This is a genomic window from Shigella sp. FC1967 (assembly GCF_001743005.1).
Taxonomy (GTDB): domain Bacteria; phylum Pseudomonadota; class Gammaproteobacteria; order Enterobacterales; family Enterobacteriaceae; genus Proteus.
This window is the reverse complement of record NZ_MIIZ01000987.1, coordinates 1-15,524: the sequence shown is the minus strand read 5'-3', so window position 1 is coordinate 15,524 and position 15,524 is coordinate 1. Positions and strand designations below refer to the sequence as shown.

At 40.5% G+C, this 15,524-nt stretch carries 8 protein-coding genes and 5 pseudogenes; 9 read left to right on the top strand and 4 right to left on the bottom strand.

The genetic code is table 11. The annotated features are described in order from the left end of the window. Positions 1–1,274: pseudogene (dgt, locus tag BHE89_RS17200) on the bottom strand (dGTPase); the annotation flags it as partial. A 122-nt stretch (positions 1,275–1,396) separates the two neighbouring features. Between dgt and mtnN the strand changes: the two are divergent. Further along, entirely contained in the window at positions 1,397–2,092 is a 696-nt protein-coding gene (gene mtnN / locus BHE89_RS17195) for a 5'-methylthioadenosine/S-adenosylhomocysteine nucleosidase (protein ID WP_069368496.1), read from the top strand. 105 nt (positions 2,093–2,197) lie between these two features. After that, positions 2,198–3,022: a vitamin B12 ABC transporter substrate-binding protein BtuF gene (btuF, locus tag BHE89_RS17190; protein WP_069368497.1), complete on the top strand. Its 825-nt coding sequence runs from the start codon at positions 2,198–2,200 to the stop codon at positions 3,020–3,022. A 241-nt stretch (positions 3,023–3,263) separates the two neighbouring features. Here btuF and erpA read toward each other — a convergent pair. After that, a pseudogene (gene erpA, locus BHE89_RS17185) lies at positions 3,264–3,609 on the bottom strand (iron-sulfur cluster insertion protein ErpA). Positions 3,610–3,884: 275 nt separating this feature from the next. Between erpA and hemL the strand changes: the two are divergent. Then, complete coding sequence (gene hemL, locus BHE89_RS17180; protein ID WP_069368498.1) at positions 3,885–5,171, top strand: glutamate-1-semialdehyde 2,1-aminomutase; 1,287 nt, start codon at positions 3,885–3,887, stop codon at positions 5,169–5,171. A gap of 104 nt (positions 5,172–5,275) precedes the next feature. On the opposite strand, the pseudogene mrcB reads toward hemL, so the two are convergent. Together mrcB and hrpB are read right to left on the bottom strand one after the other, a co-directional pair. Then, positions 5,276–7,588 (bottom strand): annotated as a pseudogene (gene mrcB / locus BHE89_RS17175) (bifunctional glycosyl transferase/transpeptidase); the annotation flags it as partial. A gap of 122 nt (positions 7,589–7,710) precedes the next feature. After that, positions 7,711–10,143, bottom strand: a complete 2,433-nt coding sequence (gene hrpB, locus BHE89_RS17170) for an ATP-dependent helicase HrpB (protein ID WP_077885122.1) — start codon at positions 10,141–10,143, stop codon at positions 7,711–7,713. A gap of 85 nt (positions 10,144–10,228) precedes the next feature. On the opposite strand from hrpB, the gene sfsA reads away from it, so the two are divergent. The 6 genes and pseudogenes from sfsA to panB form a co-directional block, all read left to right on the top strand. Further along, entirely contained in the window at positions 10,229–10,939 is a 711-nt protein-coding gene (gene sfsA / locus BHE89_RS17165) for a DNA/RNA nuclease SfsA (RefSeq protein ID WP_069368501.1), read from the top strand. Positions 10,940–11,135: 196 nt separating this feature from the next. Next, positions 11,136–11,591: an RNA polymerase-binding protein DksA gene (gene dksA, locus BHE89_RS17160; RefSeq protein WP_023580786.1), complete on the top strand. Its 456-nt coding sequence runs from the start codon at positions 11,136–11,138 to the stop codon at positions 11,589–11,591. A gap of 53 nt (positions 11,592–11,644) precedes the next feature. After that, positions 11,645–12,557: pseudogene (gene gluQRS, locus BHE89_RS17155) on the top strand (tRNA glutamyl-Q(34) synthetase GluQRS). A gap of 93 nt (positions 12,558–12,650) precedes the next feature. Then, the gene (gene pcnB / locus BHE89_RS17150; protein WP_409565715.1) at positions 12,651–14,204 is read left to right on the top strand and encodes a polynucleotide adenylyltransferase PcnB; all 1,554 of its coding nucleotides are present in this window, start codon (positions 12,651–12,653) and stop codon (positions 14,202–14,204) included. After that, a complete protein-coding gene (folK, locus tag BHE89_RS17145; RefSeq protein WP_069368504.1) occupies positions 14,197–14,691 on the top strand; it encodes a 2-amino-4-hydroxy-6-hydroxymethyldihydropteridine diphosphokinase in 495 nt (164 codons plus the stop codon). The genes pcnB and folK overlap by 8 nt, the downstream gene beginning before the upstream one ends. Positions 14,692–15,056: 365 nt before the next feature. After that, positions 15,057–15,524 (top strand): annotated as a pseudogene (gene panB / locus BHE89_RS17140) (3-methyl-2-oxobutanoate hydroxymethyltransferase); the annotation flags it as partial.

The window sequence follows — 15,524 nt, the reverse complement described above, 5'->3', positions numbered from 1 at the left end:
ATCTTAAGAAGTCTTCAGTTGATAATAAAAGCAAGGGCTTATAGATATCAAGTAATCCACTGATCACGCGATATCCTTTCATTTCTAGCTCTTCAACTTCAGGATGGCTAAATACCCATTTTTTAGCGACGCTTTTTAATGTTGTTAATAATCGATGTTCAGCACTATTCCCTTCCAATAAGGCATGGTTAAAACTCCCTTCATACACTTGAGGAAGATTTTTTATAAAACGGTACGCCGTATAAGGGACTAATTTTCCTGTAATATAAACTCTTAAATACATAAAAAATTGATCTTGCATACTGCGTTTTGCTTCATTTTGATCAACTTTTTTTATAAGCACGATCCACTGTTATATTAAATAAATCACCTTCAGACACATCACCATTTTCACGCCATGCATCTCGTAAAAGCTGAACAAGACGATTGATATCAAAAATCCCCTTTTCTACCGCATCATCTAAATCCGCGATGCAATAAGAGATGTCGTCGGCAGCTTCCATAATATAAGTGAGAGGAAAGCGACAAAATTCCCCCATATCTAATTTTTCTTGCACTTCTTTTACAAATGCTAATTCAGACCAGTAATACCCTGGTTTTTTCATTAAGTAACTATATTCTTTGGGAATTTCACCTTGCCAATAAGCAGGACGAGTGTATTTCAATACACAGCCAATCTGTGCATAGGTTAAATTTAATTTAAGGAGATGATGCGCCATTCTAATCGCTTGGGCATTTCCTTCAAATTGGCATAAATCTTGGCGTAACATTTGTCGCAATTTATTTAATTGCACTTTAGCTGAATACTGCATAGGGATAAACGGGCAACAATCAAACTCAATACTCGCTTCTGGCGATAACACTTTTTGAAACCAATGTTTAATCGCAGCTTCGCCAAAATGACCAAAAGGTGGATTACCAATATCATGCATTAAACACGCCATCTCAATTAAACTTTCAAGGCTATCGATACGATCAATTAAGCCATACGCTTCAAGTTTATTTTGTTTTCTTAATTCACCAATAATTTGCTTAGCGATATAACGCCCAATTTGTTGAACTTCTAAAGAGTGAGTAAGACGGCTACGGACTGCAGAATTTTGCTCTAAAGGAAAGACTTGCGTTTTTTGTTGTAAACGGCGAATGGCTGCAGAATTAATAATACGCCCACGATCACTTTCAAATTGACGAGAAACCTGTATTTCATCGTTAATATCGATATCACTGCTGTTATATTTACGTTGATAATTTAACTTCAGCTTAAAATCGATCATTTCTGTCCTCTTTCTGGTTTCGATGAAACGAATTCTCTATTCTTTGTGTTATATCGTGTTTTTCCGATAGATGTTAAACTCTATTTCTATTTTTTTATTAACCTACAAGTGAGTATGACACAATGAGAGTTGGCGTAATAGGTGCAATGGAGCAAGAAGTCACACTTCTGCGAGAGAAAATTGAAGATTGCCAAATCTTATCGCGTGGTGGTTGTGAAATTTATACAGGTACCATCAACGGTGTTGATATTGCATTATTAAAATCGGGTATTGGTAAAGTTGCTGCCGCGATTGGCACAACGTTATTACTTGAGCATTTTCGTCCTGATGTCGTTATCAATACTGGCTCTGCGGGTGGTTTAGACTCAAGATTAAATGTCGGTGATATCGTTGTTTCAACAGAAGTACGTTATCACGATGCTGATGTTACTGCGTTTGGTTATGAACCTGGTCAAATGGCGCAATGTCCCCCCGCTTTTATTGCAGATCCTAAACTTATTCAAATCGCAGAAGAATGCATTGAATCGCTAAAATTAAATGCGGTTCGTGGTTTAATTTGTAGTGGTGATGCTTTTATTAATGGTGCAGAACCTTTAGCTCGTATCCGTCGCACATTCCCAGATGTTGCAGCCGTAGAAATGGAATCAACTGCAATTGGCCATGTTTGTCATCAGTTCGACACGCCATTTGTTGTGGTTCGTGCTATTTCTGATGTAGCCGATAAAGAATCGCATTTAAGTTTTGATGAGTTTTTATCTGTTGCTGCAGAACAATCAAGCATAATGGTGACAGCGATGTTGGATAAATTAAAAGACTAATTAAGTCGAGATAATCCTAATATCGCTTTATCAATACCCCGCCTTTATTTTTTACTTTTTCTAAGATAAAAAATAGGTGGGTATTTTTTTACTATTGGAAAAGTAATGCGTTTATTTATCAATTTGGGGTTATTATTCTGTTCATTACTTTGGCTCAATTTTGCCATTGCTATCACACCAGCTGATCGCGTTATTACACTATCACCATCAGCCACTGAAATGGCTTATGCCGCAGGCATGGGCGATAATATTATCGGAGTTAGTGCTTACTCTGATTATCCAGAAGATGCCAAACATATTGAACAAGTAGCCAATTGGCAAGGTATTAATATTGAGCGCATTCTATTATTAAAGCCTGATTTAGTGATTGCATGGCGAGGGGGTAATCCACAACGTTCGTTAGATCAGTTAAAAGCTTTGGGTATCCCTATTATTTATTCAGATCCACAAAGTATTGAAGAAATCGCAGACGATCTCGTGACTCTTTCTAATTATAGCTATCATCCTGATATTGCAATAAAAAATGCCCAAGAATTGCGCCAGCAATATCAGAAGTTACAGCAAAAATATATATCAAATATATCGAATCAACCCAAGAAAAAGGTGTTTATTCAATTTGGAATGCAACCCTTATTTACCACATCAAGTGGCACATTGCAGAGCGCTATTACAGAGCTTTGTGGTGGAGAAAATATCTTTGCTAGTAGCCCTGTGGCATGGCCTCAAGTAAGCCGTGAGCAAGTCCTTACAAAACAGCCTGACTTGATCATATTCAGTGGTAAAGCAACTCAAATACCGACAATACAAGCCTTTTGGCAACCCCAGTTGACTGTTCCTATTATTGCTATTGATGAAGATAGTTTTAGTCGCCCGACACCCCGTATTATTAATGCAGCACAGCAAATTTGTGAGGCAGTGGCGAAAAGTTAAATTACGTTTTGTTGAAAAACAAGAAAGGATTTAACAATAGGAAATTGAACGTTTAAGGTTTTATTCTTAGGTGTTGTTCTTAAAATTTTATCTTTAAAAAATCCCACCGACAAAAGTTGTGAGCGAGCAAGAAGTTATCCGCGACAGACAGTGCGCAACAAACGAGCATACATAAGTATGTGAGTCTTGTGAGCGCACTGTCTAACAAAGGATAACTTTGACGCAGCCACAACCTTCCAGATTAAATACTAAAAGAAGAGCCGCAACCACAGGTACTCTTAGCATTAGGATTAGTTACGATGAAACGCGAACCTTCTAACCCCTCGGTATAATCCACACAACCGCCCACTAAATACTGTAAGCTCATAGGATCAACCACTAAAGCAACGCCTTGTTTTTCTATGGTCATATCACCTTCATTCATGGCATCATCAAAGGTAAAACCATACTGGAATCCGCTACAACCGCCGCCCGTGATATAAACACGTAAACGCAGATTTGGATTTTCTTCATCTGCAATCAGATCTTTTTACTTTATTTGCAGCCGCGTCAGTAAATTGTAACGGCAGAGCCATATCATCACTCATTGTTCACTCCAGACTGGGTATTCCAGCAAAAAAACAGCCAGCAAAAATTTATCTTTCCTGCTGATATAATGTGATGATTATCTAATACCTGCTCATAACCTTCAAGTTTGTTGTGGACAAAATACACTTTTTGCTACCTATCACTTTTTACGATAAACCACATCCCCTCAATAACAGTGATAAATCAAAATCTTGTTGTCGTGTATTTGGCTTCATCTGCGCGGTGCTTTAGAATACGCCTTAATCTTACGCTCACCCATCATTAGGAGTCTGACATGAGCAAGTCTGAAACGCTTTATAATCTCGCACAACAAGTGATCCCCGGCGGTGTCAACTCACCTGTTAGAGCATTTAACGGTGTAGGTGGAACCCCGCTTTTTATTGAACGTGCTAATGGTGCGTATATTTATGATGTCGATGGACGTGCTTACCTTGACTATGTTGGCTCATGGGGACCCATGGTTTTAGGTCATAATCACCCCGCTATTCGTGATGCCGTGACTGATGCGGTACAAAAAGGGTTAAGTTTTGGCGCACCAACGGCTGCTGAAGTTGAAATGGCAAACCTCGTTACTGAACTAGTTCCTTCAATGGATATGGTTCGTATGGTGAATTCAGGCACAGAAGCGACAATGAGTGCGATCCGCCTTGCTCGTGGCTACACGGGTCGTGACAAAATTATTAAATTTGAAGGTTGCTACCACGGTCATGCAGATTGCTTATTAGTCAAAGCTGGCTCTGGGGCATTAACGATGGGACAACCCAATTCACCGGGTGTACCTGCTGATTTTGTCAAACACACCTTAACCTGTACTTACAACGATTTAAATTCGGTACGCCAAGCCTTTGAAAACTACCCAGATGAAGTCGCCTGTATCATTGTTGAACCTGTTGCAGGCAATATGAACTGCGTACCACCAAAAGCAGACTTTTTACCCGGTTTGCGTGCACTATGTGATGAATTTGGTGCATTGCTCATTATTGATGAGGTAATGACAGGCTTTCGCGTAGCATTAGGCGGCGCACAAGCTTATTACGATGTTGATCCTGACTTAACCTGCTTAGGCAAAATCATCGGTGGCGGTATGCCGGTCGGTGCCTTTGGGGGACATATGGAAGTGATGTCTAAACTCGCACCAATTGGCCCTGTTTATCAAGCGGGTACTTTATCAGGCAACCCTATTGCAATGGCAGCAGGTCTAGCCTGTTTACACGAAGTTTCACAACCCGGTGTTCATCAAACATTGGATGATCTCACCACAATGCTAGCAGATGGCTTACTTGAAAAAGCACAACAAGCGGGTATTCCAATGGTTATCAACCATGTGGGTGGTATGTTTGGTCTGTTCTTTACAGATGCTAAAGAAGTGACTTGCTATCAAGATGTAATGAACTGCGATGTTGAACGCTTTAAACAATTCTTCCACTTAATGTTAGAAAAACGTGTTTATCTTGCACCATCGGCATTTGAAGCTGGCTTTATGTCTATTGCGCATACCAAAGAAGATATTCAACGTACTATTGATGCCGCAGAGTATGCTTTTGATAAAATGAAAGGCTAAGATTCAATTAGTTTTTTGATAAATTGACTAAAAATAATGACATTATAGTCAATAAAAACGCACGTTACGTGCCGTTTTTTATTTTAGCCCACTGACAGGATCACTCATTCAGAAAACAGATCTTGTAACCACTTTGGCGCACCACTTTCATCGGTATCTTGCTGAACAGGCGTACACAATCCATCTGGATTTGCTGTCCATACAGGTAGAGTACGAACACCACCACCATAACAAGCAAAGTTACCTTGAGCATCAACAGACATCTCTGCGATATCTTCTGGTGCAGGTGGATTTAATTTCAGTGGTGCCTGATTTTCTAAATAATTACGATACAGCAATAATGCCCCTGTTGAACCCGTTAAGTTCGTTGGGCCATTATTATCGCGCCCCATCCATGAAATCGTCACTTCCTTGCCATCAATCCCCGCAAACCAACTATCACGTAAATCGTTAGTCGTACCCGTTTTACCTGCAAGATGGTAATTACCAAATTTCGGTTTTAATACACGCCATGCTGTTCCTGAATTCACCACTTGTTGCATACCAAATAGCGTCATATAAGCCGCTTGGGGTGAAACTGTCGTTTCAGCTTGAGGATAACTTTGGTAAAGCACCGTGCCATCTTGAGCAATCACAGAACGCAATGATGATAGTTTTGCACGATTACCTAAACTACCAATTGTTTGGAAAGTTTGAGCGACTTCCATTGGCGTTAAGTTTAATGCACCTAATAGCATCGCTGGTACTTTTTCCAGATTTTCTGCTGGTGCACCTAAGTTAATCCACGTTTTGATAACTTGGTCTAATCCCACTTCTAAACCCAAGTTCACAGTAGGTATATTGCGTGAGGTTGCTAATGCATCCACCAGCATTAATTTACCTTTATAACCACGATCGTAGTTACGTGGTTGCCAAGGCTTACCTCCCGGAATAGGAACGGAAATAGGCTCATCAGCAAGCCATGTATTCAAACGAAAACGATCGGGTTCACTTAATGCCGTTAAATAAGTTGCGGGTTTTGCCAAAGAGCCAATAGAGCGACGAGCCGATAATGCACGGTTAAAGCCCGCATATTGTGGTTGAGATCCTCCTACTAATGCTCTCACTTCACCGCTTAAGCGATCCACAACCACCATTGCCCCTTCAAGATCATCAATTTTACGCACTTTGCGTATATCCGCGACACCCACTTCAACCGCTTTTTCAGCTGCATCTTGTGAAACAGGATCTAATGTGGTGAAAATTTTCGTACCTGATAAATCTTTCACTTTATCGCCAAGAGTTGTTTGTAACTCTTGGCGAACTAATTGCATAAATGCCGGTTGAGGCGTCAACGCTTCACTACGTGGCTTCACACCTAAAGGACGTGCACTAAGCACATTATAAAGCTCTTGGTCGATTATCTCTTGAGTTTGCAGCAGTTTTAATACCACATTACGACGCTCTAACGCCGCTTTAGGGTTACGCCATGGATTATAAGCAGATGCCCCTTTAACCATACCCACTAAAAGTGCTTGCTGATCAAGGCTTAATTCGTCAACGGGACGACCAAAATAATAGAGGCTAGCTAAAGGGAAACCTCGAATTTGTTCATCGCCACTTTGCCCTAAAAAGACTTCATTAAGATACAGTTCTAAAATACGATCTTTGCTATAACTCGCATCCATAATGATCGCCATATAGGCTTCATTCAGCTTTCTTTTTAACGTTCTTTCGTTAGTCAAAAACAGGTTTTTTACCAACTGTTGCGTTAAGGTACTGCCACCTTGAACTGCTTTACCCGCAGTAAAATTCGCCAAGACAGCTCGTCCAATTGAATAAAAGCTAATACCGTCGTGCTCATAGAAACGGCGATCTTCTGTTGCAATTAATGTATCCACTAATAATTGAGGGAATTTATCTCTTGCTAAGAATAAACGTTGTTCACCATTTGCAGATTGCATCATGGTAATTAACTTAGGATCAAGACGGAAAAAACCAAACTGCCGCTGATTATCCATGTTAGTAATACTAACCAGTGAATTCTGCTCAAAGGCTAATTTAGCTAAAATTTGCTCTTCATGACCATCAGGAAAATCAAAAGGTCGGCGCAACATTTCAATTGTATTGCCTCTTACCACAAATTCGCCAGGACGAGTGATTTTGTTCACATTGCGGTATTGCATACCCTCAAGTAAGCTCACCATCTCTTTTTGGCTATAATTCATGCCCGGCTCTAAGTTAACGGTACGTCCGTAAACCGCAGCAGGTAATTCCCAAACATTACCATCAAGGCGCTCTTTGATTTGAGAATGTAAATAAACACCATAAATACCCATTAAAACCGCAACCACAATGGCGATTTTGACAAATAACCAAAACCAAGAACGACCTCTTTTGGTTTGTTTCACTGGTCTTTTCTTTCTACTCATGAACTGTATCTCTCATTAAAACCCCTTTATCACGGGATAAAGAAGCCTAACATTGTCGCTATTTTTCTGTGTGATCCCACAAGAAAGCTCTCAAATACGAATAAAACTAGGGTAAAACGAATATTCATTTATTGGCTATATTTTTTTACTCGTCGTGTGGGTGCTGTATCTGCGGGTGAGTCAGGCCATAAATGCTTGGGATAACGCCCTTTCATCTCTTTTTGCACCTCTTTATAACTTCCTGCCCAGAATGTCGCTAAATCTTGTGTCTTCTGAATGGGTCGATGAGCAGGTGATAATAATTCCATCACAACAGGTAATTGACCGTTCGCTACAATAGGGCTTTGCTGTTCGCCATAAACCTCTTGAATGCGGATCGCAATCACAGGAGGTAACTCCAAATCATAGTTGATAATCACTTTTGTACCTGTTGGCGCCAAATAATGCGTCGGAAATAAGCGTTGAAGCAACTGATTTTCATGCCATGTTAATTGATTTTTAATAATGGTATTAATATCAATTTGTTGTAATGCTTTTAATGTCTGAACTTCTCCCAGCTCAGGCAACAACCATGTTTCTAAAGTTTCAAGCAACACCGTTTCTTTTAAATCAGGTAATGAGGCTTCTGGGCACCATTTTTTCGCTAAAGAAAGACGAGTAAAAAGCTGTTGAGTCTCTTCACTCAGTGCTAACGCATTTAAACCGTTATCTCTTAACCAATTCAATAGCGCTTGTTGTATTTGCTGTTTATTGGGCTTATCGAATTGACGCTGACTTAAGGTTAATCGCCCTAATTGACGCTGTTGCCAAGCAACTAATGTACCGCGTTTTTCATCCCACTCAACTGTCGTGTTATTTTCAATAAGCGCAGGAAAGGTCGCTGATATTTCATCAATATCTATGGGTAGCGCTAATAAAATGCGTACATCGGCATAATGTGCATTTTGTAGTAATAATGGCGCTAAGATCCACTGAGTATCACTTATTGAGTGCCTGTCATCCATCATAGCGCCTTGCCCATTCGCTAAACGAAATCGCCCTTGGTTATCACGATTTTTAGCAATCCTATCAGGAAATCCAACCGCTAATAATAAACCTAATAATTCAGGACAAAACGTCCCTTTTCGATGTTGAGAAAGCTGTTTCTCACGTCGCGACCAGAAGGCATTTTTTTGTTGAACAATCCACTCAAGATTAATTTCTTGCCCTCGTGGCGGTTCTTCTAAGATTGCACATAAACGTGCAGCCGTCGCAAGATGATTGTCACTTTGCTCACTCGCATAATCCAAAATTGCCGCTAATCGAGGCTCAATGCCCCATTGCACCATGCGTGAACCTCGTGATGTTAATCCACCTTGTTTATTTATCGCACCTAAACGATACAATAAATCTTTAGCGGCATGTAAAGCTTGTGATGTCGGTGTATCTAACCAACTCAACTGATGAATGTCACGGCATCCCCACTGCAAAACAGAAAGCCATAACGATGATAAATCACTACTTAATATTTCAGGTGTCTGGTGAGAAGCAACGCGTTCTGCCTGTTCTTGGCTTATTAAATGCCAGCAGATGCCAGCCTCAAGACGTCCTGCTCGCCCTGCTCGTTGTGTTTGTGATGATTGGCTAATTCGTTGTCGTAATAAGCTAGTGACACCACTTTTCAAATCAAATTGAGCGCGTTTTTCAATAGCACTATCAAGGACTAAGCGGATCCCTTCAATGGTCAGACTGGTTTCGGCAATATTGGTGGCAAGGACAATTTTTCGATAACCTTTTTCAGTTGGCTCAATCGCTTTTTGTTGTTCAGCTAATGAAAGCGCGCCATAAAGCGGAAATAGCAAAATATTGTCATCCACTTTATCTTTTAGAATATCAGTCACGCGTATGATCTCCGCACTTCCCGGCAAGAATATCAGCATAGAGCCGGTTTCTTGTGCCAATAATCGCAATGCCATTGTGGCAATTTCTTGCTCAAAGGGTTGATGTGTACTGATAGGAGAATACACTCTTTCGACGGGATAACTGCGTCCTTGTGCACTGATCATCGGGGCATTGGGTAGCAAAGAGGTCAGTTTTTGATTATCTAAGGTCGCTGACATAATCAAAACACGCAAATCTTCACGTAACCCTGTCTGTACATCGAGCAATAGCGCCAGCGCTAAATCCGCTTGTAAGCTACGCTCATGAAATTCATCTAAAATCACAAGACTTACGCCAGTCAACTCTGGATCTTGCTGTAACATCCGGTTTAATACGCCTTCGGTGACCACTTCAAGTCGAGTTCTTGAGCTAACTTTGCTTTCCGCCTTCATACGATAACCTACCGTAATTCCAACATCTTCATTTAGCTGGCTTGCTAAACGGTAAGCAATACTTTTAGCCGCTATTCGCCTTGGCTCTAATAAAATGATTTTGCCATCAAAGCCATTTTGCTCCAGTAAATAGAGGGGGAGTGCCGTCGATTTACCTGCACCAGTGGGTGCATGCAGCAAAACTTGTGGGGATTGTTTTAACGCAGTAACGATTTTTTCTGTTACATCAAAGATTGGCAATAAATGCACAGAGGCTCCATAGCTCATTAACTTTCTTGGCTCGGCATTGTAGCATTAGCGCTTTATTAAAGGTCGTATTTTCATCGGAGTCGTTATGAAATTTGAGCAACCGCTACAATCCGCCACTTTACTAAAACGATATAAGCGTTTTTTAGCAGACGTTGTTACCCCTAATGGGGAAGAATTCACGCTCCATTGCGCCAACACTGGAGCAATGACAGGATGTGCGACACCCGGTGATACCGTTTGGTACTCCACCTCCACAAATGCAAAAAGAAAATATCCACATAGTTGGGAATTAACTCAAACTCAAACCGATGATTGGATTTGTGTAAATACCTTAAGAGCGAATGGGATTATTGCTGATGCAATTGAAGCGGGTGACATTCCAGAATTATCTGAGTATGACGAAATAAAACGAGAAGTGAAATACGGTAGTGAGAACAGCCGTATTGACATTTTACTTAAATCAAATCATAAAGTTGACTGTTATATTGAAGTGAAGTCAGTCACCTTACTTGACAACGGTATGGGCTATTTCCCTGATGCAAAGACAGAACGTGGTCAGAAACATCTTCGAGAGTTGACCGCCATCGCAAAATTGGGTTTAAGGGCTGTCTTATTCTACGCAGTTCCCCATACTGGAATTACGGAAGTGACTGTTGCTAAAGAGATTGACCCTAACTATGCTTCACTGCTAAAAGAAGCAACTGATGCAGGGGTTGAAATCTTGTGTTATCGCATCAATATTAGTGAATACGATTTAACAATTGGACAGCAATTACCTTTTATTTCAAATGGTTAATTGATTTTCATGGTGTTAGTTAAGCATTTTTTAACTAAAAAAGGACATTTACTTGCGTGCCTTCACACCATGAGAAAACTTATTAAAGGAATAATTGCTATCCGCGCGGGCATCTGCTATTTATAGCGCCCTATTTTTTCCCCTTCCTATTTTGAAGGTGGGGATTATTCAGAAATGCGTATGTAGGAGAAGCATTATGCAAGAAGGGCAAAAGCGTAAAACATCGTCCATGAGCATTCTCGCTATTGCTGGCGTTGAGCCATATCAGGAAAAAGCGGGCGAAGAGTACATGAACGAAGCCCAATTAGCGCATTTTAAGCTAATACTTGAATCTTGGCGCAATCAGCTCAGGGATGAAGTCAACCGCACCGTTACTCATATGCAAGATGAGGCGGCAAACTTCCCAGATCCCGTTGACCGTGCTGCACAAGAAGAAGAGTTCAGTCTTGAGCTGCGTAACCGTGATCGTGAACGTAAACTCATTAAGAAAATCGAGAAAACACTGAAAAAAGTCGAAGATGATGACTTTGGTTTCTGTGAATCTTGCGGAGTAGAAATCGGCATTCGCCGTTTAGAAGCTCGTCCTACTGCCGACTTATGTATCGACTGTAAGACATTAGCTGAAATCCGTGAAAAACAAATGGCTGGCTAATAATAAGTAAACGCCTCAGCCTAATACGTTGAGGCGTTAATCTGAATCTTTCGATGCACGAGATTACAGACTATATTGGGCGCTTTGCGCCATCACCAACAGGTCAACTTCATTTTGGCTCATTGGTTACTGCACTCGGCAGTTATCTTCAAGCTCGCGCTCACAATGGGCGTTGGCTTCTGCGCATCGATGATATCGATCCTCTTAGAGAACCTCCTGACGCTGCATTCCAAATTATTCGTACATTAGAACATTATGGTTTGTTCTGGGATGATGAGATCCTCTATCAATCGCAACGTCATGATGCTTACCGTGAAATTTTACACACACTTTGGAAAGAAGGTGTTTGCTACCACTGTCATTGTAGCCGTCATCGTTTACATGACCTAGGGGGCGCGTATGATAACCACTGCCGTCATCGTCATCCGCTTACAAATAATGTGACCCCCTTTGATAAAAAAAAGTGCATGGCGATTGATCCAACAGCACCCTGTTTATCATTTTGAAGATGTCATTCAAGGTACATATTATTCAAAGAATACATCTATCGTGTTAGAAGATATGATTATTCACAGAAAAAATAACTTATTTGCGTATAATCTAGTAACGGTGATTGATGATAATTATCAGGGTGTAACCGAAGTTGTTAGAGGTGCCGATCTACTTGATCCCACATTGCGACAAATCAGTTTACATAAACAACTGAATTTACCTATTCCGCGTTATGCTCATTTACCTTTAGCAATAAATCATGACGGTAATAAATTATCAAAACAAAATCACGCACATGCGTTACCTGATACGGATCCAAGACCTGTCATTATCGATGCTTTACAGTTTCTAAATCAGCCTATTATTGCGGGTTGGCAAGATTATTCGTTAGCATCATTGTTAGAGATTGCGATAGCGAAGTGGTCACCTTCTGAGATTTTAAAACAAAATCATCAGCAACAAGGATATGAATAAACCACACAAAGCATTCTCAAAAAATGTTCAGTAGGCTATGATTAGCCGCTTAATTTTTTTTTAATTATTAGAATTTATTATTCGAGGTGTCATATTTTTAATCGAGTAGCACATTTCTGCCGTAATCTGCTAGGGCGACAAACAACGTCATCAGACACACAACCGGTAGCAAGTGAAAGGCCAGTCACTGCATCTGACCGACCAATACAAGAAACACAGAAACCTGTGCGTCGGCGTCCTGCTATATCCGCAGACCGTCCCCGTAAAAAAAAGAGTAATAAAGAAAAGGCGAACGGGAGTGATTTGCCAATGACTGTGATCCCAAGAGATCAACACCCAATTTCACGTAAAGACATCAGTGATAATGCATTAAAAGTACTTTATCGCTTAAATAACTCTGGCTTTCAGGCTTATTTAGTTGGTGGTGGTGTCCGTGACTTATTATTGGGAAAAAAACCAAAAGATTTTGATATTGCCACTAATGCAACACCTGAAGATGTACGTCGATTATTCCGTAACAGCCGTTTAGTCGGTCGTCGTTTCCGTCTTGCTCATATTATGTTTGGTCCTGAAGTGATTGAAGTTGCGACTTTCCGCGGATCTCATGAAGATCATGAAGTTTCAGATAATAACCAATCTCAGCAAGCACAAAGTGGCATGTTACTGCGCGATAATATTTTTGGCTCAATTGAAGAAGATGCCATTCGTCGTGACTTTACATTAAACAGCCTCTATTACGGTGTTGATGATTTTGCTGTGCGTGACTACGTTGGTGGTTTAGCAGATCTAAAAGCGGGAATTATTCGCTTAATTGGCGATCCTGAAACGCGTTATCGCGAAGATCCCGTCAGAATGCTGAGAGCCATTCGTTTTGCCAGCAAATTAGATATGCAAATTGCGCCAGAAACTGCAGCGCCAATTAGCAGACTCGCCCCTTTATTGCGTAATATTCCATCAGCTCGTCTTTTTGAAGAGTCACTAAAACTATTACAAACAGGGCAAGGCTATAAAACTTACAAGTTAATGTGCCGTTATCAATTAATTGAGCCACTGTTTCCTCTGATTGCGTCAAAAATGACAGAGCAACATGATACGCCGATGGAGAGAATGCTAGATCAAGTTCTCAAAAATACGGACTACCGCATCAATAAAGAGATGCGAGTTAATCCCGCATTCTTATTTGCCGCGATGCTATGGTATCCATTAATTGAACATGCTGAAAAATTAGTCCAAGAAAGCGGTCTTTCTTACTATGACTCTTTCTCTATGGCGATGAATGATATTTTAGATGAGCAATGCCGTACTATTGCAATACCAAAACGCATTACCACAACAATGCGTGATATCTGGCAATTACAACAACGCTTACCTAAACGCCAAGGTCGTCGTGCGAATAAATTACTTGAACACCCTAAATTCCGTGCCGCGTTCGATTTACTGGAATTACGTGCCAATGTACAACGTAATCCCGATCTTGAAGCATTAGCAAATTGGTGGGCTGATTTCCAAGCATCTAACAATACGCAACAACGCTCAATGGTCTCTGAATTAGGTCAAGCACCTGTTCGCAGGCGTCCGCGTCCTCGTAAACGCCCTCGCCATCCAAGTGCTAAATCTGCATCTAGACAAGAGAACACCAATGAATAAGCAGAAAAAACGTGTTTATATCATTTTGGGAAGTAATTTGGATTCACCTGAAAATCAGGTGAATTCAGCGATTAAGGCAATCAGTGAGATCCCGCACACAACATTGATTGCACAATCATCTTGGTATCGTACTCGCCCAATGGGGCCGCAAGATCAGCCTGATTACCTTAATGTTGCTGTTGCGATTGATACAACATTAACACCAGAAGAGTTACTTAATAACACACAAGCGATTGAATTAGCACAAGGTCGTGTCAGAAAAGAAGGCCATCGTTGGGGGCCAAGAACGCTTGATCTTGATATTATGTTATTTGGTGATGATGTGATCCAAACTGAGCGATTAACCGTACCTCATTACGGACTTAAAGTACGCGAATTTATGCTTTATCCATTAGCTGAATTAGCCCCAGATCTTCGCTTTCCTGATGGCGAGTTATTAGCAGATAGATTGGCACTAGTGCCTGAAAATGGCATGGAAAAGTGGTAATTTCACACTAATACGCCTTTAATGCTAAAGGTTGATACTGTAAAAAAATATAAACAGTATCAACCTATCACTTCGCTTTTTCTTTCCCTCGATTTTTCAAACTCACCTCTTCTTCTCAATCTTTAAACTCTTTCATATTTATTTTTAACCTATAATCGATTGATAAATATAAATAAAAATTAACAATTATTATTTTTTTTATTGCTCATTGCGTTACTTTTTTCTTCGTTTTTTAATCCTTAAAATGCTACAATCGAAAAGCGGCTTTATTTTGATAACTAAATATTTTCCTTAATAAACAATATATTACACTAAGCAATAATGTTATCTACACACAAAAAACGACAATGATGGAGTTTGTTGCAATGAAACCCACTACGCTTTCAACGCTGAATCGCTATAAGCAAGAAAAGAAAAAATTCGCCACACTTACCGCTTATGATTCAAGTTTTGCTCGCCTTTTTGCACAAGAAGGTATTCAAGCGATGTTGATTGGTGATTCCTTAGGAATGACACTACAAGGTCATAACAGCACGTTACCTGTTACGGTTGAACAAATTGCTTACCACACCCGTTGTGTCAGAGCGGGTGCGCCGAATGCTTTCTTAATTGCTGATATGCCTTTTATGTCTTATTCAACACCTGAACAAGCTTGCCTTAATGCCGGCATTCTGATGCAAGCAGGGGCTAATATGGTGAAGATTGAAGGAGGTCGCTGGCTAATTCCAACAGTAAAAAATGCTGGCTGAGCGTGCGGTTCCTGTCTGTATCCATTTAGGATTAACACCACAATCTGTCAATGTTTTTGGCGGTTATAAAGTCCAAGGCAGAGA

Coding starts and splice junctions, on each gene's coding strand:
- dksA (WP_023580786.1), top strand. CDS start 11,136: ATGCAAGAAGGGCAAAAGCGTAAAACATCGTCCATGAGCATTCTCGCT.
- mtnN (WP_069368496.1), top strand. CDS start 1,397: ATGAGAGTTGGCGTAATAGGTGCAATGGAGCAAGAAGTCACACTTCTG.
- hemL (WP_069368498.1), top strand. CDS start 3,885: ATGAGCAAGTCTGAAACGCTTTATAATCTCGCACAACAAGTGATCCCC.
- sfsA (WP_069368501.1), top strand. CDS start 10,229: ATGAAATTTGAGCAACCGCTACAATCCGCCACTTTACTAAAACGATAT.
- folK (WP_069368504.1), top strand. CDS start 14,197: ATGAATAAGCAGAAAAAACGTGTTTATATCATTTTGGGAAGTAATTTG.
- btuF (WP_069368497.1), top strand. CDS start 2,198: ATGCGTTTATTTATCAATTTGGGGTTATTATTCTGTTCATTACTTTGG.